Origin of the sequence: Tropicimonas omnivorans (genome assembly GCF_031846565.1) — a bacterium.
Taxonomy (GTDB): domain Bacteria; phylum Pseudomonadota; class Alphaproteobacteria; order Rhodobacterales; family Rhodobacteraceae; genus Tropicimonas_B; species Tropicimonas_B omnivorans.
In genome coordinates this window covers 836013-862109 of the sequence record NZ_JAVRHL010000003.1, presented here as the reverse complement: position 1 = coordinate 862109, position 26097 = coordinate 836013, and the positions used below count along the sequence as shown (strand labels likewise).

27 protein-coding genes are annotated in these 26097 nt (G+C 67.1%); 12 read left to right on the top strand and 15 right to left on the bottom strand.

The features are described 5' to 3' along the window. Nucleotides 1–36: 36 nt before the first annotated feature. Nucleotides 37–1344 carry an HlyC/CorC family transporter gene (locus RM543_RS14720; RefSeq protein ID WP_311692939.1) on the bottom strand — a complete coding sequence of 436 codons (1308 nt, stop codon included), beginning with the start codon at nucleotides 1342–1344 and terminating at the stop codon, nucleotides 37–39. Nucleotides 1345–1559: 215 nt separating this feature from the next. On the opposite strand from RM543_RS14720, the gene lipA reads away from it, so the two are divergent. From lipA to RM543_RS14700, 4 genes are all read left to right on the top strand, one after another. Next, nucleotides 1560–2513 (top strand): lipoyl synthase, encoded by a 954-nt coding sequence (gene lipA / locus RM543_RS14715; protein WP_311692937.1) that lies wholly within the window; start codon nucleotides 1560–1562, stop codon nucleotides 2511–2513. 93 nt (nucleotides 2514–2606) lie between these two features. Further along, nucleotides 2607–3824 (top strand): NAD-dependent epimerase/dehydratase family protein, encoded by a 1218-nt coding sequence (locus tag RM543_RS14710; RefSeq protein WP_311692935.1) that lies wholly within the window; start codon nucleotides 2607–2609, stop codon nucleotides 3822–3824. A 2-nt stretch (nucleotides 3825–3826) separates the two neighbouring features. Further along, on the top strand, nucleotides 3827–4657 hold the full coding sequence (locus RM543_RS14705) for a glycosyl transferase (RefSeq protein WP_311693376.1): 831 nt from the start codon (nucleotides 3827–3829) through the stop codon (nucleotides 4655–4657). Then, nucleotides 4657–5502, top strand: a complete 846-nt coding sequence (locus RM543_RS14700) for an NAD-dependent epimerase/dehydratase family protein (RefSeq protein ID WP_311692933.1) — start codon at nucleotides 4657–4659, stop codon at nucleotides 5500–5502. The genes RM543_RS14705 and RM543_RS14700 overlap by 1 nt, the downstream gene beginning before the upstream one ends. Here RM543_RS14700 and RM543_RS14695 read toward each other — a convergent pair. Next, complete coding sequence (locus tag RM543_RS14695) at nucleotides 5499–7592, bottom strand: protein-disulfide reductase DsbD family protein (RefSeq protein ID WP_311692931.1); 2094 nt, start codon at nucleotides 7590–7592, stop codon at nucleotides 5499–5501. The two genes, RM543_RS14700 and RM543_RS14695, sit on opposite strands and share 4 nt — an antisense overlap. An 89-nt stretch (nucleotides 7593–7681) precedes the next feature. Then, complete coding sequence (locus RM543_RS14690) at nucleotides 7682–8245, bottom strand: L,D-transpeptidase (RefSeq protein WP_311692929.1); 564 nt, start codon at nucleotides 8243–8245, stop codon at nucleotides 7682–7684. Between the two features lie 177 nt (nucleotides 8246–8422). Between RM543_RS14690 and cheB the strand changes: the two genes are divergently transcribed. Beyond that, complete coding sequence (gene cheB / locus RM543_RS14685) at nucleotides 8423–9499, top strand: chemotaxis-specific protein-glutamate methyltransferase CheB (RefSeq protein ID WP_311692927.1); 1077 nt, start codon at nucleotides 8423–8425, stop codon at nucleotides 9497–9499. Next, nucleotides 9496–10017, top strand: coding sequence for a chemotaxis protein CheD (locus RM543_RS14680; protein ID WP_311692924.1), 522 nt, complete (start codon nucleotides 9496–9498; stop codon nucleotides 10015–10017). The genes cheB and RM543_RS14680 overlap by 4 nt, the downstream gene beginning before the upstream one ends. A gap of 42 nt (nucleotides 10018–10059) precedes the next feature. Here RM543_RS14680 and olsA read toward each other — a convergent pair whose 3' ends face one another. The 3 genes from olsA to RM543_RS14665 form a co-directional block, all read right to left on the bottom strand. Continuing rightward, entirely contained in the window at nucleotides 10060–10920 is an 861-nt protein-coding gene (gene olsA, locus RM543_RS14675) for a lyso-ornithine lipid O-acyltransferase (protein WP_311692922.1), read from the bottom strand. Further along, the gene (gene olsB, locus RM543_RS14670) at nucleotides 10917–11705 is read right to left on the bottom strand and encodes an L-ornithine N(alpha)-acyltransferase (RefSeq protein ID WP_432280471.1); all 789 of its coding nucleotides are present in this window, start codon (nucleotides 11703–11705) and stop codon (nucleotides 10917–10919) included. Before olsB ends, olsA begins: the two co-directional genes overlap by 4 nt. A gap of 140 nt (nucleotides 11706–11845) precedes the next feature. Continuing rightward, nucleotides 11846–12028: a DUF3553 domain-containing protein gene (locus tag RM543_RS14665; RefSeq protein WP_311692918.1), complete on the bottom strand. Its 183-nt coding sequence runs from the start codon at nucleotides 12026–12028 to the stop codon at nucleotides 11846–11848. Between the two features lie 17 nt (nucleotides 12029–12045). Between RM543_RS14665 and RM543_RS14660 the strand changes: the two genes are divergently transcribed. The 4 genes from RM543_RS14660 to RM543_RS14645 all read left to right on the top strand — a co-directional run bounded on the left by RM543_RS14660 (nucleotide 12046) and on the right by RM543_RS14645 (nucleotide 16120). Beyond that, complete coding sequence (locus RM543_RS14660) at nucleotides 12046–12654, top strand: histidine phosphotransferase family protein (protein ID WP_311692916.1); 609 nt, start codon at nucleotides 12046–12048, stop codon at nucleotides 12652–12654. Nucleotides 12655–12724: 70 nt separating this feature from the next. Then, nucleotides 12725–13474 (top strand): RNA methyltransferase, encoded by a 750-nt coding sequence (locus tag RM543_RS14655; RefSeq protein WP_311692914.1) that lies wholly within the window; start codon nucleotides 12725–12727, stop codon nucleotides 13472–13474. A gap of 31 nt (nucleotides 13475–13505) precedes the next feature. Beyond that, nucleotides 13506–14654, top strand: coding sequence for a heme A synthase (gene ctaA, locus RM543_RS14650; RefSeq protein ID WP_311692912.1), 1149 nt, complete (start codon nucleotides 13506–13508; stop codon nucleotides 14652–14654). Continuing rightward, entirely contained in the window at nucleotides 14651–16120 is a 1470-nt protein-coding gene (locus RM543_RS14645; protein ID WP_311692910.1) for a carboxypeptidase M32, read from the top strand. Before ctaA ends, RM543_RS14645 begins: the two co-directional genes overlap by 4 nt. Nucleotides 16121–16149: 29 nt before the next feature. Here RM543_RS14645 and RM543_RS14640 read toward each other — a convergent pair whose 3' ends face one another. The 8 genes from RM543_RS14640 to RM543_RS14605 all read right to left on the bottom strand — a co-directional run bounded on the left by RM543_RS14640 (nucleotide 16150) and on the right by RM543_RS14605 (nucleotide 22785). Next, on the bottom strand, nucleotides 16150–17436 hold the full coding sequence (locus RM543_RS14640) for a branched-chain amino acid ABC transporter permease (protein ID WP_311692908.1): 1287 nt from the start codon (nucleotides 17434–17436) through the stop codon (nucleotides 16150–16152). Beyond that, nucleotides 17433–18440 (bottom strand): branched-chain amino acid ABC transporter permease, encoded by a 1008-nt coding sequence (locus tag RM543_RS14635; RefSeq protein WP_311692906.1) that lies wholly within the window; start codon nucleotides 18438–18440, stop codon nucleotides 17433–17435. The genes RM543_RS14640 and RM543_RS14635 overlap by 4 nt, the downstream gene beginning before the upstream one ends. A gap of 126 nt (nucleotides 18441–18566) precedes the next feature. Next, nucleotides 18567–18986 carry a hypothetical protein gene (locus RM543_RS14630; RefSeq protein ID WP_311692904.1) on the bottom strand — a complete coding sequence of 140 codons (420 nt, stop codon included), beginning with the start codon at nucleotides 18984–18986 and terminating at the stop codon, nucleotides 18567–18569. A 219-nt stretch (nucleotides 18987–19205) separates the two neighbouring features. Beyond that, nucleotides 19206–19559 carry a hypothetical protein gene (locus tag RM543_RS14625; RefSeq protein ID WP_311692902.1) on the bottom strand — a complete coding sequence of 118 codons (354 nt, stop codon included), beginning with the start codon at nucleotides 19557–19559 and terminating at the stop codon, nucleotides 19206–19208. Then, entirely contained in the window at nucleotides 19556–19930 is a 375-nt protein-coding gene (locus RM543_RS14620; protein ID WP_311692900.1) for a hypothetical protein, read from the bottom strand. Before RM543_RS14620 ends, RM543_RS14625 begins: the two co-directional genes overlap by 4 nt. A 2-nt stretch (nucleotides 19931–19932) precedes the next feature. Further along, the gene (locus RM543_RS14615) at nucleotides 19933–20682 is read right to left on the bottom strand and encodes an ABC transporter ATP-binding protein (protein WP_311692898.1); all 750 of its coding nucleotides are present in this window, start codon (nucleotides 20680–20682) and stop codon (nucleotides 19933–19935) included. Next, nucleotides 20679–21455, bottom strand: a complete 777-nt coding sequence (locus RM543_RS14610; RefSeq protein WP_311693374.1) for an ABC transporter ATP-binding protein — start codon at nucleotides 21453–21455, stop codon at nucleotides 20679–20681. Before RM543_RS14610 ends, RM543_RS14615 begins: the two co-directional genes overlap by 4 nt. A gap of 142 nt (nucleotides 21456–21597) precedes the next feature. Beyond that, entirely contained in the window at nucleotides 21598–22785 is a 1188-nt protein-coding gene (locus RM543_RS14605; RefSeq protein WP_311692896.1) for an ABC transporter substrate-binding protein, read from the bottom strand. A gap of 202 nt (nucleotides 22786–22987) precedes the next feature. Here RM543_RS14605 and RM543_RS14600 point away from each other — a divergent pair, with 202 nt between their 5' ends. Beyond that, nucleotides 22988–23401 carry a hypothetical protein gene (locus RM543_RS14600; RefSeq protein ID WP_311692894.1) on the top strand — a complete coding sequence of 138 codons (414 nt, stop codon included), beginning with the start codon at nucleotides 22988–22990 and terminating at the stop codon, nucleotides 23399–23401. 3 nt (nucleotides 23402–23404) lie between these two features. Here RM543_RS14600 and RM543_RS14595 read toward each other — a convergent pair whose 3' ends face one another. Further along, nucleotides 23405–24397: a GlxA family transcriptional regulator gene (locus RM543_RS14595; RefSeq protein ID WP_311693372.1), complete on the bottom strand. Its 993-nt coding sequence runs from the start codon at nucleotides 24395–24397 to the stop codon at nucleotides 23405–23407. A 228-nt stretch (nucleotides 24398–24625) separates the two neighbouring features. Here RM543_RS14595 and RM543_RS14590 point away from each other — a divergent pair, with 228 nt between their 5' ends. Further along, complete coding sequence (locus tag RM543_RS14590; protein ID WP_311692892.1) at nucleotides 24626–25987, top strand: class II 3-deoxy-7-phosphoheptulonate synthase; 1362 nt, start codon at nucleotides 24626–24628, stop codon at nucleotides 25985–25987. Nucleotides 25988–26097 lie beyond the last annotated feature (110 nt).

The window sequence follows — 26097 nt, the reverse complement described above, 5'->3', positions numbered from 1 at the left end:
GGCGCCGGAATCAAGGCGCCTCGCGCGGGCCCTGCGCTAGAGCTGCCTGATCTTCAGCCGCGTGATCCGATTGTCCTTTCGCGCCAGCACTTCGAAGCGAAAGCCGTGAAACGAGAACACCTGGCCCTGCGTCGGGATTGTCTGCGCCTCGTGGATGACGAGACCCGCGACGGTGTTGGCCTCCTCGTCGGGCAGGTTCCAGTCGCGCGCGCGGTTGAGGTCGCGGATCGTCATCGCTCCGTCCACCAGCCAGTCGCCCGTCTCGGTGCGCCTCATCGGGCGCTCGCCGGAGACGTCGAACTCGTCGGTGATCTCGCCGACGATTTCCTCGAGAATGTCCTCCAGCGTGATCAGGCCCTGCAGCGCGCCGTACTCGTCCACCACGAGGGCGAAGTGCGTGTGACGGCGCAGGAATTCCCGCATCTGGTCATCCAGCGTGGTGGTCTCCGGCACGAAGTAGGGCTTCATCGCCACGTCGAGCACGCGGAACTTCGCAAGCGCCTCGGCGCCGGCTTCCGAGGTGGTCAGCTTGTGCATGGCCCGGAGCAGATCCTTGGCATGGACGACCCCGACGATGTTCTCGTGATCGCCGCGATAGACCGGCAGGCGGGTATGCGGCGAGGCGAGGGACTGCGACAGGATCGCGGAGGGCTCATCATCCGCGTCGATCATCTCGATCTTGGAGCGGTGAAGCATGATCTCCTCCACCGTTCGGTCGCCCAGGTCGAGGGCGCCCAGGAGCCGGTCCCTGTCCTCCTTCTCGACGACGCCCTCGGAATGGCCGATCTGAAGCGCACCGACGATTTCCTCCCGCACCGACAGCAAGGCGAGGTCCGGGTCGATCCTGAGGCCGAAGATCCGCAGCACGCCGCGGACGATCGCCCGCACCGCGGAGACGGCCGGAGACAGGACCAGGATGACGATGCGGATGATCGGCGCGGTCTTGGAGGCCGCGGATTCGGGATCGGTGATCGCGTAGGTCTTGGGCAGCACCTCTGCAAAGATCAGCACGAGCGCCGTCATCACCAGCGTTGCCAGCGCCACGCCACCATCGCCGAGAAGGCGAGTGAAGAGCGCCGTCGCGAGCGAGGTGGCCAGAATGTTGGCAAGGTTGTTGCCAAGAAGGATGCCGCCGATCAGGCGTTCGTCGTCTTCCTTCAGCGCAAGGGCCCGGCCCGCACCGGCGGAGCCCTTGTCGGACATCGAGCGCAGCTTGCCGCGGGAGGCGGCCGTGAGCGCGGTCTCGGATCCCGAGAAGAAGGCCGAGCAGATCAGCAGCACCAGAATGGCGGATGCCGTGATCCAGAAGGCGGCGTCGAGAAGGGGAGGGGCGGTCTCGGTCATGATGTCCGGTCCAGAAAATACCGAGAGACTTATGCGGCTCCTCCGCCCCACCTTCAAGCGCGGGCGAATGGGGCGCTCACCGCAACGATGCGATCCGGCACTCTTTGCCGCGTGCCATGCACGCAGCGCACGGCAGGCGCCCGCCGCACCGTGCGAACGCCTTTGGACAATCCGTCCGAAAGTCCCTATGTGGAGGGAAACCGAAGAGGGCACCGATGCCACGCGATCTCAAGATCCCCGGAGAGCGCCATCCAGAAAAGGCGCACCGCGCGGACAACGCGCAACCCAAGAAGCCTGACTGGATCCGGGTCAAGGCCCCCACCGGCGAGGGCTACAAGAAGACCCGCGACATCATGCGCACGCATCGGCTTTCCACCGTATGCGAGGAGGCCGGCTGCCCGAATGTCGGCGAATGCTGGAGCCAGGGTCACGCCACCATGATGATCATGGGCGAGATCTGCACCCGCGGCTGCACCTTCTGCAACGTGGCCACCGGCCGTCCCGACGCTCTCGACGTGTTCGAACCCGGGCGCGTCGCCGATGCGGTTCAGAAGCTCGGACTGTCGCATGTCGTCATCACCTCGGTGGACCGGGACGACGTCGAGGATGGCGGGGCGGAGCATTTTGCCCAGACGATCCGCGCCGTCCGCCGGCGCTCGCCCGAGACCACGATCGAGATCCTGACGCCGGACTTCCTCAAATGCGCCCCCGAGGCGCTCGAGGTGGTCGTCGCGGCGAGGCCCGATGTCTTCAACCACAATCTCGAGACCGTGCCGGGCCTTTACCCGTCGGTGCGCCCCGGCGCGCGCTACTTCCATTCGCTGCGCCTTCTGCAGCGGGTGAAGGAGCTCGACCCGACGATGTTCACCAAGTCCGGCATCATGGTCGGCCTCGGCGAGACCGGTGAGCAGGTTCGGCAGGTGATGGACGACATGCGCGCCGCGGATATCGATTTTCTGACCATCGGCCAGTATCTCCAGCCGTCGTCCAAGCACCACGGTGTGGACCGCTTCATCACGCCAGACGAATTCGCGTCCTACGAGCGGTCGGCCTATGGCAAGGGGTTCCTCATGGTCTCCGCCACGCCGCTGACGCGCTCGTCCTATCATGCCGGCGACGATTTCGCCCGCCTGCGCGATGCCCGTCTGAAGAAACTGGGCGTTTCCTGAGCCGGCTCGGCGCCTGTCACATGACCGTCACCGCGTCGTCATAGGCGGTGACCCAGCCGGCTGGTGCCGGACGAGAGTTGAGGAGTTTCGCTCATGAAAATCGCTGTTTTAGGCGGAGACGGGTTTTGCGGATGGCCGACGGCCCTGCACCTGTCCGATCAGGGGCATGATGTGCATGTCATAGACAACCTGTCTCGCCGCTGGATCGACGCCGAGCTTGGCGTGCAATCCCTGACGCCGATGGACAGCATTCAGGAGCGGGTTCGGATCTGGAAGAAGGTTACCGGACGCACCATCGAGTTCCACAAGATCGACCTCGCCAAGCAGTACGACCGCCTGCGGCTCTGGCTGAGCGAGGAGAGGCCGGACGCGATCATACACTTCGCGGAGCAGCGCGCGGCGCCCTATTCGATGAAGTCCGATTCCCACAAGGTCTACACGGTCGACAACAACGTCCGCGGCACGCACAACCTTTTGGCCGCCATGGCGGAAACCGGGATCGACGCGCACCTAGTGCATCTCGGGACGATGGGCGTCTACGGCTATTCCTCCGTCGGCGCGCCGATTCCGGAAGGCTATCTCGACGTCGAGATCGATACGCCCTCCGGGAAGAAGGGGCAGGAGATCCTGTACCCGACGAAGCCCGGCTCGGTCTATCACATGACCAAGTCCCTCGATCAGATCCTCTTCCAGTTCTACGCCCAGAACGACGGGCTGCGGATCACGGATCTGCACCAGGGCATCGTGTGGGGCACGCATACCGAGCAGACCAAGCGCCACGAACAGCTCATCAATCGATTCGATTATGACGGCGACTACGGCACCGTTCTCAACCGCTTCCTGATCCAGGCGGCGATCGGCTATCCGCTCACCGTCCACGGCACGGGCGGGCAGACCCGCGCCTTCATCCACATCCAGGACACCGTGCGCTGCATCGAGCTGGCGCTCGGAGACGCGCCGGAGCGGGGAGACCGGGTCCGCATCTTCAACCAGATGACCGAGACGCGCCGGGTTCGCGACCTGGCCGAGCTGGTGGCGAAGCTGTCTGGCGCGGAGATCGCCTACCTGCCGAACCCCCGCAAGGAAGCGGCCGAGAACGACCTGATCGTCGACAACAAGCAGTTCCTTGCGCTCGGACTGGAGCCGACCACGCTGGCCGAGGGGCTCCTCGAGGAGGTCGTCGAGGTCGCGAAGCGATACGAGCACCGGATCGATCGCAAGCGCATCCCGGCCGTGTCCGGCTGGACCAAGGACCTGGCCGCGCGAGCCGAGAAGGACCCCGAGGGCAACCGGATCCGCTCGGTCTCGTGAGCCTGCCCGACGGTCTTGTCGCGGATCGGAAGGCGCGGGGGTCCTGCGCCTTCGTCACCCTCGTCACGAATCCCGATTACGCTCTTGGCGCCAAGGCGCTCCTGCGCTCCATCCGACATGCCGGCACGGACGCCGATCTCGTCGCCCTTCATACCGGTCAGGCGGGAGATCTGTCCGAGCTTTCGTCGCTCGGCGCCCGGCTCGTCCAGGCGGATCTGTTGCCCACGTCGGACGCCTTCAACGCGGCCCACGCCAAGGCAAGGCTCCACGGCGCCGCGCCGTTCACGAAGGGGGAGAAGCCGCCCTTCCACACACCGCTCGACAATTTCGCCAAGCTTCGGCTCTGGCAGCTCGACTACGAGCGCGCGGTCTTCATCGATGCCGATACGCTGATGCTGGCGCCCTGCGACAAGCTCTTCGGATACCCTGAGTTCTGCGCCGCGCCCAACGTCTACGAAAGTGTCGCAGACTTTCATCGCATGAATAGCGGCGTCTTCACGGCGCGGCCGAACCCCGCGACCTTCGAGGCGATGCTCGGCGCGCTCGATGCGCCTGGCGCGTTCTGGCGGCGCACGGACCAGACGTTCCTCGAAAGTCATTTTCCGGACTGGCACGGCCTGCCGGTGTTCTGGAACATGCTGCAATATGTCTGGTTCGCGATGCCCGAGCTCTGGGACTGGCGCGCGATCCGCATCCTGCACTTCCAGTACGAAAAGCCGTGGCAGGATCATGCCAAGGCGGACCAGCTCCGCCCGCTGATCGACCTTTGGGCGCGGTTCGCGGACGGCGCCCGGATCCCGGACATCGCGTCCCTGCCGAACCCCGCTCGCTGATGCGGATCGCGATCACGGGAGGGACCGGCCTCGTCGGGCGTTTCCTGACACGCGCGGCGACGAACGCGGGGCACGACGTGATTCTCCTCGGTCGCACGCCACCCGGGAAGCTGTTCCCCGAAGCGCAGTACATGCCATGGCAGCTCGGCCAGCGCCCCGACCTTTCCGGCGCCGACGCCCTGATCCATGCCGCCTTCCGTCACGAACCCGGCCGGTATCGCGGCGGGGAGGGAGACGATCCCGAAGGGTTCTCACGGGCCAACCTCGATGGCACGCTTCGCCTCTGGGACGCGGCCGAGCGCGCCGGGGCGCATGTCGCCTTTCTCTCCACCCGCGCCGTCTACGGGGATTACGCCCCCGGCACCCGCCTGACCGAAGACCTGCCGCCGCGTCCAGACACGCTCTACGGCAAGGTGAAGCTCGCCGCCGAGGAGGCCCTGGGGCAGGGGGGAGCGAGCCTTCGCGCGACAGGCGTCTACGGCCCCGCAGGGCCGGGTCTCGAGCACAAGTGGACAGGGCTTTTCAGAGACTTCGCTGCCGGGACGCCCATTTCGCCGCGAGTCGCGACCGAAGTTCACGGGGAGGATCTCGCCGCTGCGGTTCTCACCTGTCTGAACCTGCGCGCGACCGGTCCGCTCAACGTCTCGGACCTCGTCCTCGACAGGCGCGACCTCCTGGGGCGGGTATCGGAGTTGACCGGGATCGACGGGCCGCTTCCGGATGAGGCCGACAGGAGCCGCGTTTCGGAAGCCGACTGCTCCCGCCTCCGCGATCTTGGCTGGCGTCCCGGCGGCTGGGACAGGCTGGAGGCCGACCTGCCCGAGCTGGTCCGCGCCGCGCTCTAGTTCGACGCCTGCGTTCGCCCGCCCGACGCTGCATCGAGGGCCGACAGGACGGCATCCCGTGTGAGAAGCTCCGGCAGGGCGATCCCCTCGGGCGCACCCGGGCCATAGACGGCATTGAACGGAATTCCGTATCTGCCGAATGTTTCGAGATATTGCGAAATGGCGGGATCCGGTCGCGTCCAGTCGGCGCGCATCGCGAGGATTCCCTCCGCCGACAGCGCCTCGACCATCTCCGCCCGGTCCAGAACCAGTCGCTTGTTCGCCTGGCAGGTCAGGCACCAGTCGGCCGTGACATCCACGAAGACCACGTCGCCTTCCGAAACCCGCCGCGCAATCTGTCCCCGGTCGAATTCAGACCAGATCCCGGAGGCGACCTCCGGCCCTTGCGCGGCCGTCACGAGGCGCGGTGGAAGGACGATGCCCGCTCCGAGGATCGCCGCGAGGCCGAGGGCGATCGCGGATGGCGGCAGGATCCGCGAGCCCCTCCAGAGCACCACGACGAAGAGCGCTGCGAGAGCGGCAACGACGGCCGCCGCCGCCGGTCCGGCCACCGCCGAAAGAACGGCCAGAAGCCAGATCACCGTCAGTGCCAATGCCGCGCCGAGGGCGACCTTGACGAGAAGCATCCAGCGCCCCGGTCTCGGCAGACGCGTCAGAAGGCCGGGCGCCGCGGCAAGGGCGAGGTAGGGCGACGCGAGCCCGATGCCGAGCGCGATGAAGACGACAATGACATCCACCGCGCTCCCCGCGAGCGCGAATGCCACCGCCGTGCCGAGAAAGGGCGCGGTGCAGGGTGTCGCAAGAACCGCCGCCAGCGCGCCGGTCGCGAAGTCGCCGCCATAGCCGGGCGCACCGTCCGCCCGCGCCAGCCGCGTTTGCCAGGCTGACGGCAGGCCGATCTCGAAGAGCCCCGCGAGATTCGCCGCAAGCGCCGCGAGGCAGACGATCAGGACGGCAAGGAAGGCCGGGCTCTGGAACTGCAGGCCCCAGCCCATGGACAGTCCCGCACCCCGCGCCGTCAGGGTCACGGCCGCAAGCGCGACAAAGAAGGAGATGACGCCGGCCGCGGACACGAGGAACCCCCGCCGCACCCGCGCCGGACCGTGGCCGCGCGCTTTCATCGCGTGACCGAGCTTGATCGAAAGGACCGGCAGGACGCAGGGCATGACATTCATCAAAAGCCCGCCCAGAAGCGCGATTCCGGCGAAGACGGCCAGCTCGGCCCAGTCCGTTCCTGTACCGACCGCGCTATCTGGGCCCGGCGGCGCTGCGGCATCCCAGCTCGGCGCGAATTCCGCCGCGGCCGTTCCATCGGTCAGCGTGACCCGGATCGGCGCGCCCGGATCGCCCGGGGAGAGGACCGGAAACGCGGCCCAGAGCCCGTTCTCCGTCAGCCGCAGATCCGGCGCCCCGAAGGATGCAGGGTAAGCGCCGTCCCATTCCGGGAAGACCTCCGGCGCCGCGAAGCCCCCAGGCCCCGTCGCCGTGATCACGAAGTCAGTTCCATCCGCTGACAGCGCTGCGGCCCCGATCCTCCAGGGGGATGCCTCTCCCTCCGTCGGCACGCGGGCGGCATGATCCGCGATGAGCGCCGCCGATGCGTCGTCGATCCCGGTGCCGCCCTCTATGGCGAGCGCGAGGGAGACGTCCTGCGGGATGCAGACCTCCGAGCAGACGAGAAGGCTACCGTGGCCCTCAAGCCGCGCAGGCGCACCGGGATCCTCGAGCGTCACGCGCAAGGGAAAGACGACCCGCTCGTCGTAGCCGTAATTCTCGATCCCGAAGGCGCGGAAGCGATGCGGCGCGGGCCACAGCATCTCGACGGTGGCGACGTTCTCGGAGGCTGACCAGTCGATCTCTGGCGGCAATCCGACCTCGCCGGGAGAGCGCCAGTACGTCTTCCAGCCCTCGTTCAGGACGACGTCGAGACCGGCCGAGAGGGTGGTTGCTCCCGGCGCGACCCCGTCCTCCGCCGTGATCAGCCTGATCGAGGCGCCATCGCCTTCGATCGCATCTGTCTCCGCGGCAGCCGCAGGCACGGCCAGCCCTGCGAGAAGGACGGTCCAGGCGATGATACGCGTGAGGCTCATGAGGATCCGCATCGCCACCGGCGATATAACAAAAGCGCCGGCGGAGACAGATCCGCCGGCGCCTCTGAAGCAGTCGTGAAGCCGCAGGTTCAGAGAACGGTGACCCGTGTTCCGACGGCGACCTGCTCGTAGAGCGCCTTGACGTGATCGTTCAGCATCCGGATGCACCCGTTCGACACGGACCGCCCGATGGAGCCGGGATCGGTGGTGCCATGGATGCGGAAATAGGTATCCACCCCGTCCTGGTAGAGGTAGAGCGCGCGCGCGCCGAGCGGGTTGTCCGGCCCGCCGGGCACACCGTCCGCGAACTGGGCGTATTGCTGCGGTTCCCGCTCGATCATCTCGTCCGTAGGTCGCCAAGACGGCCATTCGGCCTTCCGGCCGACCACTGCATCGCCATGGAACGCAAGTCCCGCACGGCCGACGCCGACGCCATACCGCGTCGCCTGACCGGGCTGGGTAACGTAGTAAAGATAGTGCTGCTGCGGCGCGACGACGATCTGTCCCGGAGCGATGTCGCTCGAGACGCGTACGGAACGCGGCATGAATTCGGGAGCGACCTGCTGGCCTTCCGCGGCGCGCGCGGCGGCCGGCAGAAGCGCTGCGGCTGGGATCGCGGCCATCATGGCGGCGAACTGGCGTCTGGTCTGCATCGGTGCCTCTTCGTTCTGGGTGTGCTTCCCCAAGCTGCTCTTACAACATCTACCCCTAAGGGAAAGTTTCCTCACGAGGAGATGAGCTTGGCTTGAGCCGATTTACGACTTCTTCACGGCCCTCTGCGAGACCGGTGGCGAATGCCAGATCCGATCCGTGTGTGAATGAACGAAAAGATGCCCCCTCTTCCGGCAGAGCCGCCCGTCCGCGTCGTGATCGTGGAGGATTCGGTCGCGATGCGACGGATCCTGCGCCTGGAGCTCGAGCGCGACGGCCGCTTCGACGTCGTTGGCGAAGCGGGCGATCCCTACGAGGCGCGGGCGGTCATCCGGAACACCTCTCCCGACGTTCTGACACTCGATATCGAGATGCCGCGGATGGACGGGATCTCCTTCCTCCGCAAGCTGATGTCCCTGCGTCCTATGCCCGTCGTCATGCTATCCAGTCTGACGGTGCCGGGAAGTCGCGCCGCGGTCGAGGCGCTGTCCCTCGGCGCCGTCGATTGCATCGACAAGGCTTCGATCACGCATGATATCGGCCGGGCGCGGCTGCCATCGCGAATCCATGCCGCCGCATCGGCGCAGCTCCATGCCCTGCCGCGCGCGAACCAGCCCTTGCTCGGCCGCGGCAGGGGATGGGATGGCCGTGCGATCCTGATCGGTGCCTCGACGGGCGGCGTCAGAGCGATCGAGCGGCTTCTCGCACCGCTTCCGGCGGACGCCCCCCCGATCGCCATCGTCCAGCATATGCCGAAGCCTTTCCTGGAGAATTTCGCACAGCGCCTGGGTGCGTTAAGTGCCGTGCGCGTCTCTCTCGCCCATCCGGGGGCCGAGCTTCGCCCCGGACATGTCTGGATCGCACCCGGCGGGGCACATCACCTCGTCGTTGCCGGACAGTCCGGCGGCGTGCTGACGCTGGACCTACAGTCCGGGGGGAAGAGATCAGGCCACCGCCCCTCGGTGGACGCTCTTTTCACCTCCGCCGAGCCGTACGGGCCGTACGTCGTCGCCACGCTCCTGACCGGCATGGGCAAGGACGGGGCCGAAGGGATGGCACGGCTGCGCCGAGCGGGCGCTCACACCATCGCGCAAAGCGCGAGCACCTGCGTCGTGGCGGGCATGCCCGGCGCCGCCATGGCCCTCGGCGCGGCGATCGAAGAGATCCCTCTCGACCGCATCCCGAGGCGCCTCATGGACCTGACCGGCAACTGCGCCGCGGCCGGACCCGCCCAGCGTCGCCGAAGCCTCACATGAGCCTCGCCGCGTCGCCCGGTCGGCTCATCACGGTGGTGCAGGGCGGGCATGCCGTGTCCTCCGATCCGGGCGCTATCATCACGACGGTCCTCGGCTCCTGCGTCGCCACGTGCCTGCACGATCCGCTCGCCGGGGTCGGTGGGCTGAACCACATCCTGCTGCCGGAGCAGCAGGGTGATGACGGGGCGCGCCTCGGGGCCTGCATGATGGAGGTTCTGATCAACGCTCTCCTTCGGAAAGGCGCAGCAAAGCACCGGCTCGAGGCAAAGCTCTTCGGAGGCGCAAGGATGGTGGCCGGGCTGAGCGACATCGGTGAGCGGAACGTCGCCTTCGCCACGGACTTTCTCGCACGGGAGGGGATCGTCTGCCGGTCATCCTGTACCGGCGGAACGTCCGGCCGGCGCCTCCGCTTCTGGCCGGTCACGGGAAAGTTGCAGCAGAAGCGCATCAGCGAGCCGGTCCCCGTCAAGGCGCCGCCACCACGCCCCAGGGACCAGGGCCGTGTCGAACTCTTCTAGGAGAACCGGCGCCTCCGGGCGGCGAATGTCAGGCCGCCTGCCTCAGGCCGGGTCCCGGTCGGCCGCGCCATCCACGAGCGCGGTGACCGGCCCCCGCACGGCCGTCTCGCAGCTTCGGGCGAGATCCTTGCGACCGGCATGATCCGCGGCACGGACGGGCGGATGGTAGGTGACATGGACGCGTCCCTGCCTGCGCGCGGCCAGCGTCTGCAACAGATGGCCCCCGAATTCCATGTCCCCCCACCAGCCGTAGAAGCGGGCATCTTCTCCGACCGGAGCGTGATAGCTCAGCGTGACGGGCTGGATCGCCATGTCATCCCGGATCGCGTCCGAGAGGAAGGCCTGGAACAGGGTCGTCTTGAAAGGCAGGACGCGGCGCCCGTCCGTGCTCGTCCCCTCGGGAAAGAACAGAAGGAGATGCCCGGCGGCCAATCGCTCCGCGAAGAGATTCGCCTGCGCTCTCGCCTCGCGCCTGTCGCGCTTGATGAAGAGCGTTCCCGTCGCCCGCGCGAGCCAGCCGATCCCGGGCCATGCGGCGACTTCGGACTTGGACACGAAATAGACGCGCTGTCCCGCATTCAGCGCGAAGATGTCCAGCCAGCTTGCATGGTTGGCCACGATCGCGCCGGGCCCCGGCATGGGCTCCCCTGACTGCGTTCGCCTCAGGCCGAGGATCACCAGGGCGGCGCGGCAGACACCTTGGGTGATATGGGGCGTCACGGGCCGGCGCAGGCCGCAGAGCGGGCGTTCGGCCAGACGGATGAGAAGCAGCAGGGCCAGGCCACCGAAGGTCACGAGACCCAGGGCACTGCCCCGCAGGAGGACCCGGAGCCACCCGGCGATCCCGCGAGGCCCCGTGGGTACCCCGCCAGGTCCGTCGCCCTCCCAGGTCGGTCCGCTCAAGCCCGCCGCCCGGCCGGTGCGCCGGCGTAGACGGCACGCTGTTTCTCACCGATATGCGAAACATCCATTACGAGACAGATGTCCGTCGTGTTGAATGCCCGGTCGACATAGGCCCCTTCGCCGATGCATCCGCCGAGCCGCAGGTAGGACTTGATCAGCGCCGGGACGGTCCGCATCGCCGCGGGCCGGTCGATCTCCGCCTCGGGCATGAGGTCGAGCGCGACGGCGCCGTCCCCGATGGCGCGGACGCGAAGCTCCTCCGGCGCCAGGTGGCGATGGTGCAGCAGCGACAACGGGGCGCGCAGGGCATCGATATCCGTGCCGTGGAAGCTGGCCACACCGAAGAGCACCTCGATCTGGCGCTCGGTGACATAGGCGCCAAGGCCCTGCCAGAGCTGGAACAGGGCCGCGCCGCCGCGATTGGCCGGCTCGACGCAGGACCGGCCGAGTTCGAGCAGCTTGCGACCGGACGCCTCGAGCGGCGACAGATCGTACTCGCTCTCGCAGTAGAAGCGCCCCATCCGGGCCCGCCGATCGCCGGGCAGCAGGCGGTAGACCCCGATCACGTGATCGAGCGTCGCTTCGTCCCTCTGAGGATCGATGAGGACCATGTGATCGTAATAGGGATCGAAGATGTCGCGTTCGAATCGGCCCTCGTGATCGACGAGATCGCCGTCGCCGCCAAGTTCCTCGACGAAGACGCGGTAGCGCAGCCGCTGCGCACCCAGGAGATCCGATTCGCTTGTCGCGAGGCGGATCGTGAAGGGCATCTCGCCCGGAACCAGGGATCGATAGGACCGCGTCATGGTGATGTCGCGTACCCTGCACGGGCCGCACTTGGCAACACAAACGGTGAAGCGGATTGTCGCGCCGGCCTTAAGCTTACGTTAACTTTATACGGCGATCATCGGTCAGGGCGCCCGTCCTACTCCCAGACGGGCATCAGGGAGACGAGCCTGCCATCGATGACAACCTTCCCGATCTGCTCGAAATTCACCGTAATCCTGTGGCCGATGCGGGATTGCACCTGGCCGAGCCCCCAATCCGGTGCGTCCGGATTGGTCACGAACATGCCGGGTTCGAAGATGTCGAGAAGATCGCTGCTCATGCCGGAGGAGATGGCGCATGTCTGACGCGAATCCAGAGGCGACGCTGCTTGCGGGCCTGATTGGCTCCCGGCTCTGCCACGATCTGATCTCTCCCGTGGGGGCTATCGCCAATGGCATGGAGCTTTTCACCATGGAGAACGAGGCGACCTCGGAGATCGACCTGATCACCGCATCCGTCGCCAGTGCGGAGGCACGGCTCAGGTTCTTCCGCATCGCCTTCGGTCGGACCCATGGCGGCGGGCCCGCGCTCGGGGCCGGGGAGGCGGCGGCGATCCTCGGCGGAATGTGGAACGGCGGGCGTTTCTGCGTCCGATGGCAGATCCGCGATCCGCTGCCGCGCCCCATGGCGCGCCTCGTCTTTCTCATGCTGCTCTGCGTCGAGACCGCGTTCCCCGTCGGCGGAACCGCAACCGTCGAGGCCACGAAGAGCGGGTACCGACTGAGCGCGACGGGAAAACGCCTCGCCATGGAGCCCGAGACCTGGTCCATTCTGGGAGGCGCGCCTATGCCGCCGGAGCTCGGAGCGGACCGGGTGCAGTTTCCCATGGCCGCGGCCGCGCTTGCCGAAACGAGGCGCGAGGCGAAGACGGAGGCGACGGACACCTCGCTCACGATCCTCATCTGACGGAGCACGGGCTTGCCGGCCGGACGTCTGCGGCCTATCCCTCCCGCGCCTTGCCCGCCGGAGCCCCGTCATGACCGACACGCCGTCACAGCCCATCTTCGTCCTCGTCCGCCCGCAGATGGGCGAGAATATCGGCGGTGCCGCGCGGGCGATGTGGAACTTCGGGCTCGACCGCATGCGCCTTGTCGATCCCAGGGACGGCTGGCCCAACTCGCGTGCCGTGGCGCTCGCCTCGGGCGCTGGCCGTCTGCTCGACGAGGCCGGCCTTTACGACGATCTTCCCGGCGCCATCGCGGACCGAACCCATGTCTTCGCGACGACCGCGCGGGGACGGGAGCTGTCCAAACCGGTCCTGACACCCGAGGCCGCGATGACCGAGGCGCGGCGCCTGACGGGCGAGGGGGCCAAGGTCGCCTTCCTCTTCGGCCCCGAACGGGCGGGCCTCGAGAATGCGGATGTCTCGCGCGCAAGCCATATCGTGACCGTGCCGGTGAACCCCGAGTTCTTCTCGCTGAACCTTGCTCAATGCGTGCTGCTCATGGCCTACGAATGGCGGCGGCAAACCGGCGAGACGCCTGCGGTAGACACTCCGGAGCGTGCCGAAGGAGCTGATGTCGAGCGGCTCGGCGATCATTTCGAGGAGAAGCTGGATCAGGCCGGCTTCTTCTTTCCGCCGGCCAAGGCGCCGCATATGAAGATGAACCTGCGCAACATGCTCTCGCGCCTGGCATTGACCAAGGGCGACGTGCAGCTGTTCCACGGGATGCTGCGTCAACTGGCCCGGCGGCGCGGCATTGATGAAGATGGCGGCGCGGAATAGCTCTTGGGCGGACGAGAAGCGGGGGGCCGGCATGGCTGTGAAGCGTAGCATCTTCGAAGAAGTCAATCGGAAGGACGAGGGTGCGGCGACCGCGCCCGGCTCGCTCATCGACCGCGCCCGACCGGGCGCGCCGCGCGGGATCCGGATCTGGCTGCTCCTGCTCTTCCTGCTCGTGACGCTGATGATCACCATCGGCGGAATGACCAGGCTGACGGATTCAGGGCTTTCGATCACCGAATGGAAGCCGGTCACGGGCGCGATTCCTCCCATGAATACCGAGGATTGGGAGGCAGAGTTCGAGCTCTACCAGCAAATCCCGCAATACGAGCTGATGAATGAGGGGATGACCCTCTCCGAGTTCCAGACGATCTACTGGTGGGAGTGGGGTCACCGGCAGCTCGGGCGGGTGATCGGTCTCGTCTGGGCGCTCGGATTCTTCGGCTTCCTTCTGACGCGGAACATTCCCCCGGGCTGGACCGGACGCCTCATCGGCATCGGCGCACTCGGCGGTCTTCAGGGCGCCATCGGCTGGTGGATGGTGTCCTCCGGGCTTGGCGGTGAGGCGCTCAGCGTCGCGTCCTACCGGCTGGCGGTCCATCTCGGCCTCGCTTTCGGCATCCTCGGCACGATCGCCTGGTTCGTCCTCCGGCTCGGGCGGCGGAGGACGGACCTGTTGCAGGCGCGCCGGGCGCGCGAACGCAAGCTTTGGGGCATGTCCACCGGCCTGATGCACCTCGCTTTCGTCCAGATCCTGATCGGCGCCCTCGTGGCGGGAATCGATGCGGGGCGGACCTATACCGACTGGCCGCTGATGGCCGGTGGGTTCCTCCCGCCCTATCCCTTCGATCTCGAACCGGTCTGGCGGAATTTCCTCGAGAATCCGGGCCTCGTGCAGTTCATTCATCGCATGGTAGGCTATCTCGTCGCCGCCTTCGCCGTGGTGGTCTGGCTCCGCGCCCGAAGGTCGCCGCACCCAAGGACCCGTGGAGCCGGAGCGTTGATGGCCGGCGTCATGGCGGTGCAGGTCCTCCTCGGCATTCTGACCGTGATCTACGGCGCACCGTGGCAGCTGGCGATCCTGCACCAGCTTTGCGCGGTCGCCTTCTTCGTCTCGATCCTGCGGCTGAGGTTCCTCGCGGGCTATCCGGCGGTGACCTCGCTCCGGGGCGCACCGGCATGAGCTATGACGCGATGATGGCGTTCGTCCGGGAGACCCGTGCGCTCTCCGAGGTGCAGGGACGACTGGGATGGGACCAGGAAACCATGATGCCGCGTGGCGCCGCGGCGCAGCGCGCGGAGGAGATGGCAGCGATGGAGTCCGTGCTTCACGCCCGTCGCAGCGATCCCCGACTGGCGGACTGGCTTGCTGACGCGGTCCCCGAGGGTGATGTTCAGGAGGCGCAGATCAGGCAGATCCGGCGCGACCTGAATCACGCGACGAGAGTTCCCGCGGCGCTCTCCGCCGAACTGGCGCGCGTCACGTCGCTCTCCCAGGGCATCTGGGCGGAAGCGCGGGAGGCCAGCAATTTCAACGCTTTCGCGCCAACTCTTCAGAAGGTCGTGGCCCTGCGCCGGCAGGAGGCCGAGGCGCTCGCCGATGGTGGCGATCCTTACGACGCGCTGCTCGATCTCTACGAGCCGGGCGCGACGGCAGGGCAGCTGGACGAGATGTTCGGCGCGCTGCGACCGCGGCTCGTTGCGCTGAGGGACAGGATCGTGCGATCGGAGCGGCAGGCGCCGGTGATGGCGTCCGAGATACCTGAAGACGTCCAGATGAAGCTAACCGCCGAAGTTGCGACGGGCTTCGGTTACGACATGACACGCGGGCGGATCGACCGGTCCGTGCATCCGTTCAGCTCAGGGTCCGGTCTGGACGTCCGGATCACCACCCGGATCAGTCCGGATGCACCGCTCGAGTCGATCTACTCGACGATCCACGAGGTCGGCCACGCCGCCTATGAGCAACAGGTCGATCCCGCCTATCTTCTGACCCCGATCGGCGGCGGCGCCTCCATGGGCGTCCACGAAAGCCAGAGCCGGCTTTTCGAGAACCAGCTCGGTCGCTCGGCGGCCTTCACGTCCTGGCTTTTCGGACGTCTGGAGGGCCTGACCGGCACCGGCGGGCTTGCAGATGCCCGGGCGTTCTACGCCGCCGCGAACCGCGTGGCGCCGGGGCATATCCGGACCGAGGCGGACGAGGTTCACTACAACCTCCATATCCTGATGCGCTTCGACCTGGAGCGGGAACTGATCGCCGGGCGGCTCGCCGTCGCCGATCTGCCGGAGGCGTGGAATACCCGCTTCGCCCGCGATTTCGGTCTGGACGTGCGTTCGGATGCGCAGGGCGTCCTGCAGGACGTGCACTGGTCCCTCGGGCTCTTCGGCTATTTCCCGACCTACACGCTCGGCAACGTCTATGCCGGATGCCTTCACGCGGCGATGCGTCGTGATCTGCCGGAACTCGATTCGGCGCTTGCCGCTGGCAGTGCGGCTCCGGCGACGGACTGGTTGGCGGAAAAGGTGCGGCGCCATGGCGGGCTCCACGCGCCGCGGGACCTGATCGAGCGCGCGACGGGCGCACCTGTCAGCGAGGAGCCGCTCCTTGCCTATCTCGAAGAGAAGTTCGGCGCGCTCTACGGGTTCTGAGCGTTGGGGCGCCAGAAGCGCCCCGACCGCTATTTTTCGGGGACGAGGCCGCGCGGACTGAACCGCAGAACCAGAAGCAGAACCACCCCCATCAGGAGCACCCGCGTGTACTGCACGCTGTCCATCAGGTGCATCCGGAGCGGCGAGGTCTCGGGCAGGGGGGAGGTCAGCAGGGACATCATGAAAGCGCCCATCGGCTCGACCTGCGTCCAGAGCCACCAGACGAGGAAGCCGCCGAGGACCGCGCCCCAGTTGTTTCCGGACCCGCCGACGATCACCATAACCCAGATCAGGAAGGTGTAGCGCAGCGGCTGGTAGGTGCCCGGGGTGAGCTGGCCGTCGAGCGTCGTCATCATGGCGCCCGCGAGACCGCAGATCGCCGAGCCGATGACGAAGACCTGCAGATGCCGGCGCACGACGTTCTTGCCCATTGCTTCGGCGGCGGTCTCGTTGTCCCGGATCGCGCGCATCATGCGGCCCCAGGGGGAGGCGAGCGCAGCCTGCGACAGCCACAGCACGAGCGCGAGCACGACGAGGAAGAGCGCGGTATAGGCAAGTTTGACCGCGATGGACGAGGCCGTGACGGGATCGAGCGAGCCGATGCGGGCGAGGAAGTCCGGGTCCTGCTGCAGATCCACCTCGAAGGGAACCGGACGGGGCAGGCCGGACACGTTCTTCACGCCGCGGCTGAGCCAGTCCTCGTTCTTCAGGATCGCGATGATGATCTCGGCGATGCCGAGCGTCGCGATGGCGAGGTAGTCCGACCGCAGGCCAAGGGCCGTCTTGCCGATGAGCCAGGCCGCCCCGGCGGCGATCAGCGCGCCCACGGGCCAGGCCAGGAGGATCGGCAGGCCGAGGCCGCCGAGATAGCCGGTGGCCGCCGGATTGATCGCCTCGATCGCGTCCCGCGCGGGATCGAAGACCATGCGGTAGACGTAGAAGCCCACGACGAGGATCGCGAGCGTGGCGAGCGTGCGGCCCCATCCTCGTTTCATCCGCGTCCATGCAAGGACCGCCGCGACGAGGACGGCCGCACCGACGGCCAAAGCGGCGAGGATGCGCACGCCCCCGGCGCTCCACGCATCCGGAACGGGCGGCATGCCGACGAGCACGGCGCCAAGCCCGCCCAGAGCGACGAACCCCATGACGCCCACGTTGAAGAGGCCGGCATAGCCCCACTGGATGTTCACCCCGAGCGCCATGATCGCCGAGACGAGGCCCATGTTGAAGATCGTGAGCGCCAGGGACCAGCTCTGCAGGAATCCGGTGGCGATGTAGAGCAGCGCGACCAGCGCGAAGAGAAGACCCGCTCTCATGCCGATTTCCCCCGGAAAAGGCCCGTCGGCCGAAAGATCAGAACAGTGACGAGGATCGCGAAGCTGACCGCGAACTTGTACTCGGTCGCGAGCAGCTGGAGAAGGCCGTCCGGCTGCCACGAGGGCAGGAGATACCCCTGCACCTTAAGCCAGGCATAGGTCAGCGTGACTTCCGAGAACGCGATGACGAAGCCCCCGGCGATGGCACCGATGGGCGAGCCGAGACCGCCGACGATGGCGGCGGCGAAGATCGGCAGAAGCAGCTGGAAATACGTGAACGGCATGAAGGACTTGTCGAGCCCGTAAAGGACGCCGGCGATGGTCGCCAGGGTGCCGGCGAGGGCCCATGCGATGATGACGACACGCTCGGGCGAGATGCCGGAGAGAAGCGCGAGGTCCTCGTTGTCCGAATAGGCCCGCATGGAGGTGCCGGTCCGCGTCTTCGTCAGGAACCAGAAGAGCGCGGCGACGGTGACGATGGCGGTGACGAGGGTAATGACTTGGCTCACCTTCAGCGCCAGCCCTTCCTCGAGGCCGGTCGACTCCCGGAAGTCCCGCGCGGAGATCACGAAGCGGGCGCCGTCGGCGAAGACCTGATTGTCCGTGCCGATGAAGATCCGGACGACGCCGTTGAGGATGAACATCACGCCGATGGAGACGATGACGAGGATCACCGGCGCCGCGCGCTGCTTGCGGTAGAAGCGGTAGACGACGCGGTCGGTGGCCAGAAGAAGCAGGATCGTGGCGACGATGCCGACGGGCATGGCCAGAAGCGCGGTCGGCAGGGGGCCGAGCGAAACGCCAACGGACTGAAGCCACCATGTCACTCCGATGGTGACCATGGTGCCGAACGCCATCGTGTCCCCGTGGGCGAAGTTGGAGAAGCGGAGGATGCCGTAGATCAGCGTCACCCCGAGCGCCCCGAGCGCGAGCTGCGCTCCGTAGGCCGCGCCCGGTATGAGCACGAAATTGGTCAGCGCGACCAGCGCGTTCACGAGATCCATGTCGCTCCCTTGTCCCCCCGGCGTCGTCTTGGCCGGTCCCGCCGCTTAATGTACGGCTTTCAGCGTTCTTGCGCAGGCCCGCGCGCGACGTCAAGGCGCGCGGGTGTGGGAGCGATGCATCACGTGTCAGCCGCGCAGGATCTCCGCGAGAAGCTGGGCATGGCCGGTGCAGCGGCCCGGGCGATTGTCGACGATCAGCGTCTCTTCGGCCGCCTCGTCTCCCCAGCGGCGCAGCAGCAGGGCCCGGCCGGACGCGGAGAGGGACATCGTCAGGCGCATCTCCCGGGGGCCTTTCGCGCGGATCACCATGTCCGGGGTCTTTGTCGCGGCCAGTTGCTGCGCGCGGCCGCGCACGCGGGTGCCGTCCGGCAGGGCGATGTGGAGCGTGGGCGTCAGGGACTGGCTCCAGCGGTCGGTGGGCGCTTCGACACTCACCATGACAGGCGCCATCTCGGGATGGGTGCCCGGAAAGACGCAGCGGGCTTCGAGGCCCTCGCTCATGGTGAAGGGAGACAGGAAAAAGGCGAGGAAAGTCGAAAGGATCATGGCCGTTCTACCCCTTGCTGCACCGCCGGGTCATCCGGCTCGGCATGTCATGGGGGGAAGTATTGCCGCCAACGTCCCAATATGTGCTTAACAGCGTGCTCCGCACCGCCCGCCGGGCAGGGATATTGCGAAACAGGTCATCATTTGCGCAAATTCTGCCTCGAACGGGGCCTCAGACGACAGATCGGAAACGAAGAGGCCGACGGGCGGGCCCGACGATCAGCGGTCGCAGCGTCCGGTATAATCGGTCACGGTGCGCGCTCCATCGCGCGTCGTGATGCGGCGAAAGAGGAGCATGCCGTTCGATTCCACCCGCGCCTCGGCGCCGCCGGCACTGGCCACGATGGCGCCGCCCTGACGTGAGACATTGGCGGGCAGGGTGTCGCCTCCAACGCGGATCGCGGGGGAGGCGCCGTCCCACCCCGCAACGGTCAGCCCGCTCGCGTCAGGCTGTCCGCAGCCCTCGCCGGCCACGCAGGCGCGGCTCAGCGTGCAGGAGATATCCTCCGCCGCGACGGGGACGGCGGCCATCGCCAGAAACAGAACTGGAACAAGACGAACAAGACGGGTCACGGGTCCACCTTCCGGCAGTTGAGGGCGGTCTGCGTCGAATAAAGTCGACCATATCCATAATAGACGACCGAGTAGCTGGCCATGAGATTCTCGGCGATCGTGAGGCGCTGCTGGCTTTCGGGCCTGGCATCCGACGTGAAGATGCGCAGGCCTTCCTTGACGGTTTCCGTCGCGGGGAAGCGGGAGGTGTCGACAAACCAGAACTCGTGGCCGTCTTCGGTCTGCCGCAGTCTGAACGGGTCGGCCGATTCGCGGCACGTCAGGTCGTCGTTGCAGGATCCGATGGTGGTACAGTCGAGATCGAGCGCGTGCAGCGGACCGGACGAGGTAGCCAAACCGAACAGGACACAGACGAACGCGGCGCGAACCATGACTACCCTCCGAGGAAACTCCGCCTGACCACCGGATCGGACAGCAACTCGGCGCCCGTCCCGGTATGGGCATTGGCGCCCTGAACGAGAACGTAGCCCACATCCGCGATTTCGAGAGCCTGCCGCGCGTTCTGCTCGACCATGAGGATCGAGATGCCGGTGCGGGCGACCTCGATGATCCGGTCGAAGAGCTCGTCCATCACGATGGGAGAAACGCCGGCCGTGGGCTCGTCGAGCATCAGGACTTCGGGGCGCGTCATCAGCGCGCGTCCGACCGCCACCTGCTGCCGCTGCCCGCCGGACAGTTCCCCGGCGGCCTGCCGGCGCTTGTCCTTGAGGATGGGAAAGAGGTCGAAGATCTGGGCCTTGGTCTCCGAGATATCGTCCCGCCGAAGGAAAGCACCCATGTCCAGGTTCTCCTCGACCGACAGCGAGGGGAAGATGTTCCGAACCTGCGGAACGAAGGCCATGCCCTGTGCCACACGGGCCTGGGGGGAGAGGGCGGTGATATCCTTCCCCCCGAGACGCACGGAGCCTTCGCGGATGTTCAGCATGCCGAAGACGGCCTTCATCGCGGTCGACTTTCCGGCGCCGTTGGGGCCGACGATCACGGCGATCTTTCCGCGCTCCACGGCGATGGTGCAGCCGTGCAGGATATCGGCGCCGCGGCCATAGCCGCCGGTCATGCCTTCCCCGATGAGAACGGGATCCTGCGCCACCTCGGCGACCTGTGCCTCTGCCGCCCTGCTCATGCCGCCCCCTTGTTCTTGAGACCGGTGCCCAGGTAGGCCTCGATCACCTGCTCGTTGGCCATGACCTCCTCCGCGCTGCCCTCGGCAAGGACGTGCCCCTCGGCCATGACGATGACGGGGTCGCACAGCCGGCCGATGAAATCCATGTCGTGCTCGATCAGGCAGAAGGTGTAGCCGCGCTCCTTGTTGAGGCGCACGATGGCGTCACCGATCGTGCCCAGAAGCGTTCGGTTCACCCCGGCGCCGACCTCGTCGAGAAAGACCACACGCGCGTCGACCATCATCGTCCGGCCCAGTTCCAGAAGCTTCTTCTGGCCGCCGGAGAGGTTCCCGGCCCGCTCATCGGCGAGGTGGGAGATGGTCAGGAAATCGAGCACCTCGTCCGCCTTGTCGCGGAGCGCGGCCTCTTCGGCGGCGATCTGCTTGCGGGAGAACCACGTATTCCAGAGGGTCTCTCCGGTCTGACCGGGAGGCACCATCATCAGGTTCTCGCGCACGGTCATCGAGTGGAATTCGTGGGCGATCTGGAAGGTGCGCAGAAGGCCCCGGTCGAACAGCTCGTGCGGCTTGAGGCCGGTGATCTCCTCACCCTCCATCAGGACCTGTCCGGAGGTCGGCGGCAGGACCCCGGCGATCACGTTGAAGAGGGTCGACTTGCCGGCGCCGTTCGGGCCGATCAGACCGGTGATCGTGCCCTTGTCGATCGACAGCGAGGCGCCGTCGACGGCGTGAAAGCCGCCGAAATGGCGGTGGAGGTCCCTGACCTCGATCATCGGCCGGTCGGTCTTGGATGACATCTCTCGGGCGCCCCTTGCGGCTTGCGTCTGCGGATGGCGTCTTGCCCCGCCGTTTGCGTGCCGTCCAGTGGGAAGGGGGCGGCGCATGGCGGCCGCCCCCGTCCGTTTCAGATGCAGATCAGCGGTAGCCGACCGTGGTGAGCTCGCCGCCTTCGACGATCAGCTCCTCGAAGTTGCCGGCGCTCTCGCCGCCCTCGATCAGCTCGACCGCGGTGGCGCCGACGTAGTCGATCTCCTCGCCGGCGGCGAGCAGCTCCATCGCGCGGCCGAGATCGCCCGGGTAGATCATTTCACCCGGCGCGTTCGCGATGCCCTCGATCTCGCCCTTGTAATCGGCGGGATCGCTGGAGCCGGCGGCCTGCATCGCGAGCAGGATCAGCGCGGCGGCGTCGTAGCTCTCGCCGGCATAGGTCGAGGTGCCGTCGAATGCATCGCCCACGAGTTCCACGAACTGCTCTCCGCCGGGGCTGTCATTGCCGGCGCGCTGGCCACGGGAGCCCTCGATCTCGTCGCCGAACTGGTCGGTGAGCGAGTCGCCGATCATCCCGTCGGGGAAGTGGAACATGTCGAAGGCGCCCTGGTCGAGCGCGGCGCGGACGATGCCGGCGCCGCCCTGGTCGACGTAGCCCGCAACGACGAGCGCATCGCCGCCGGCTGCGGCCAGGGTCCCGATCTCGGCGGAGTAGTCGCCCTTTCCGTCCTCATGGGGCGCGGAGGTGGTCACGGTGCCGCCGGCGGCCTCGTAGGCGGCCTGGAAGCTGTCGGCGAGACCCTTGCCGTAATCGTTGTTCGTATAGGTCAGCGCGACGGTGGAGATATCGTTCTCCATCAGGATGTCGGACATGATCTGACCCTGGCGCGCGTCGGAGGGCGCGGTGCGGAAGAACAGGCCGTCATCCTCGGTGTCGGACAGGGCCGGCGACGTGGCCGAGGGGGAGATCATCACCATGCCGTTCGGCAGCGCGACGTTCGAGAGCACCGCGCCCGTGACGCCGGAGCAATCCGCGCCGACGAGGCCGGAAATGCCGTCAGAGGTGATCATGCGCTCGGCGGCGGCCGTTGCGGCGGCGCTGTCGATGCAGGTGGAATCGGCGCGCACGGGGGTGACGGTGGCGCCGTCCATGAAGGTGCCGGCCTCGGTCACTTCCGACATGGCAAGCTCGGCGCCGGACGCCATGTTCGGCGTCAGCGATTCGATGGGCCCGGTGAAGCCGAAGAGGATGCCCAGCTTGACCTCGTTGTCCTGGGCGGCGGCCGCCCCGGCGAAGGCGAGGCTCGCGATGGCCGTGGTCATCAGAAGACGCATGATGGTTTCTCTCCCTGGTATTGCGTTATTCCGCCACAGCCTAACCGATTGATCGAGGATGGGAAGTCCCGTGCTGGGGCGGACTGCCGAGAGACCGTCCGGCGCGGGGGCCGAAGCGCTGCGAGCCGTCCGGCGAATCGTCTATCAAGGCGCAGGGTCTCCGTGGCAGTCTCGGGGAAAGTCCTGAGGGGGAACGTCCGACATGAACCGCGCCATCCTGTTCGCCGGTGCCTGTGCCGTTCCGCTTGCGGCCGCCGCCGAGGAGCCCGGCGTCTTCGCGGATCACGCGGCCTATGCGGCCTTCGTCGATACGGCCATCTCGGCGCGGGATTTCGAGGGCCTCACGCGGCGGCTGGACGGGGCGGACGATTACGCTCCGGGCCAGCTCGAGGAGGCGGTTGCCCAGCTTCGGGCGAGCTTTCCGAAGGACTTTACGGGAATGTCGCTTCTGAAAGCCGAGGAGATGGAGGGCGGGTTCGTCCAGGAGGCGCGGGCCTTCTGGACCGACGAGAGCTACGCCTTCTTCTACGCGCTGCTGCACCGGAAGGAGGACGGGCTCGTCGTCGTCAGCTTCGCGCTCAACAGCGTACCGGACGCGATCCTGTCGAAGTTCTGAGAGCTACTCGGCGCCGCTCCGGCTCGACCGGGCGCCGCGCTCGCGATAGGGCGTCGTCTGGTATTGCGCGCGGTAGCACTTGGAAAAGTGCGACGGCGAGGTGAAGCCGCAGACGAGGGCCACGTTGATCACGCTCATATCGGTCTGCATGAGCAGGTTCCGCGCCTTCTGGAGCCGCAGCTCCATGTAATAGCGCTTGGGAGATCGGCCGAGATAGCGCCGGAACAAACGCTCGAGCTGCCGCGTGGAGAGACCCGCATCCTTGGCCAGACGGGCCGGCGAGATCGGCTCCTCGAGATTGCTCTCCATGACCTGGATGACGACCGCAAGCTTGGGATGCCGCACGCCGATGCGCGTGGGCACGGACAGGCGCTGCGTGTCCTGATCGGTGCGGATCGAGGAGTAGATCAGCTGATCCGCCACGGCGCCCGCGATCGCCTCCCCGTGATCGTCGGCAATGACCTTCAGCATCAGATCGAGGGAGGAGGTCCCGCCGGCGCTGGTCATCCGCGGGCCATCCACCGTGAAGACCGCCTTGGTCAGCGTCACCTCCTCGAAGGCCTCGGCGAAACTGTCCTGGTTTTCCCAGTGGATCGTCGCGCGCCTGCCGTCGAGCAATCCCGCATCGGCCAGAAGATGCGCGCCCGTGCAGAGCCCGCCAAGCGCCGCGCCGCGCCGCGCCTCCCGGCGGATCCAGTTCAGCAGTTTGCGGTTCGTGTGATCCTGCACGTTGGCGCCGCTGCACACGAGGATCGTGTCGTCCCGCATCAGTTCAGCGAGATCGCCGTTCACCGAGATCTCCGCCCCGTTGGAGCAGGCGACGGGCGCCCCGTCCTCGGACACCGTGATCCACTTGTAGAGCTGCTCTCCGGTGATCCTGTTGGCCAGACGCAGGGGCTCGATGGCGCAGGCAAACGACAGCAGCGTGAAATCCGGGACCAGAAGAAAGACGAACCGGCGAATACCGCCTCCGGGCCCGGGGGCCGGATCCCGCATCGAGCGGGGGGAGGAGGCGGTGGTACGATTGTCCATCGCGGGCTCATTTCTCTGTCGCGCTTCGCAATCGCTCTCACCAAAACCAGCCTTCCGCAAGAGCAACCACGACACTTCGGTGCGCCGCGGCGCCAGGGCGGGCGGGATTCGGCGTTGGACTGACGCGCCCTGCCGCCTATAAGGACGGCCACCCCGCGCCTCTGGCGGGGAAGGATGAAAGAGGCGACCAAGATGAGCTGGAGCAAGACCGACTGGCGTTCGAAACCCCGCGTGCAGATGCCGGATTATCCCGATCAGGATGCCGTGCGGGCCGTGGAAGGCCAGCTTTCCAAGTATCCGCCGCTCGTCTTTGCCGGCGAAGCGCGCCGCTTGAAGGCGGAGCTGGCCAAGGCCTCCCGCGGGGAGGCGTTCCTGCTTCAGGGCGGCGACTGCGCCGAGAGTTTCGGCCAGTTCAGCGCCGACCAGATCCGCGACACGTTCAAGGTCATGCTGCAGATGGCGGTGATCCTGACCTATGGCGCGAAGGTGCCGGTGGTGAAGGTCGGGCGCATGGCCGGTCAGTTCGCCAAGCCGCGCTCCGCCCCGACGGAGACGGTGAACGGTGTCGAGCTGCCGTCCTACCGCGGCGACATCGTCAACGATCTCGACTTCACTCCCGAGGCCCGGATCCCGGACCCCGCGAAGATGCTGCAGGGCTACACCCAGGCGGCCGCGACGCTGAATCTGCTCCGTGCCTTTTCAACGGGCGGTTTCGCCGACATCCACCGCGTTCACAGCTGGACCACGGGCTTTGCCGAGGAAGACAAGGCGCTGGCCTACCGCGACCTGTCCAACCGGATCGCCGACGCGCTCGACTTCATGAGCGCCGCCGGCCTGAGCGGCGAAAATATTGACGCGCTCTCCTCGGTAGACTTCTACACCTCCCACGAGGCGCTCCTGCTGGAATACGAGGAATCCCTGACGCGGGTCGACAGCACCACCGGTGCGACCATTGCCGGCTCCGGCCACATGATCTGGATCGGGGACCGCACGCGCCAGCCCGACGGCGCCCATGTCGAGTTCTGCCGCGGCGTGTCGAACCCGATCGGCCTGAAATGCGGTCCAACGATGGATACGGAGGACCTGAAGCGCCTCCTCGCCACGCTGAACCCGCAGAACGAGGCCGGACGTCTCACGCTCATCGCCCGTTTCGGCGCCGGCAAGGTGGCCGACCACCTGCCGCGCCTCATCGAAACGGTGAGGTCCGAGGGGGCGAACGTGGTCTGGGTCTGCGATCCGATGCATGGCAACACGATCAAGAGCGAGTCGGGCTACAAGACCCGGCCCTTCGACCGGGTTCTGTCCGAAGTGCGCGAATTCTTCGCGGTGCACCGGGACGAGGCGAGCGTTCCGGGCGGTGTCCATTTCGAGATGACCGGGCAGGACGTGACCGAATGCACCGGCGGCGTTCGGGCCGTCACGGACGAGGATCTGTCGAGCCGGTATCACACGGCCTGCGATCCGCGCCTCAACGCGTCCCAGTCGCTGGAACTGGCGTTCCTCGTGGCCGAGGAGCTGACCACCGCCCGCGAGGCTGCGCGCGCCTCGGCGTAGTCACCGGACGGGCGCTTCGCCACAAGACCGATGTCTTTCACCCCCGCCTCATCCGGCGGGGGTGATTCGTTTCGGGACGGAAAACCGCGTTGGCGGTGGGCTGGAAGGCG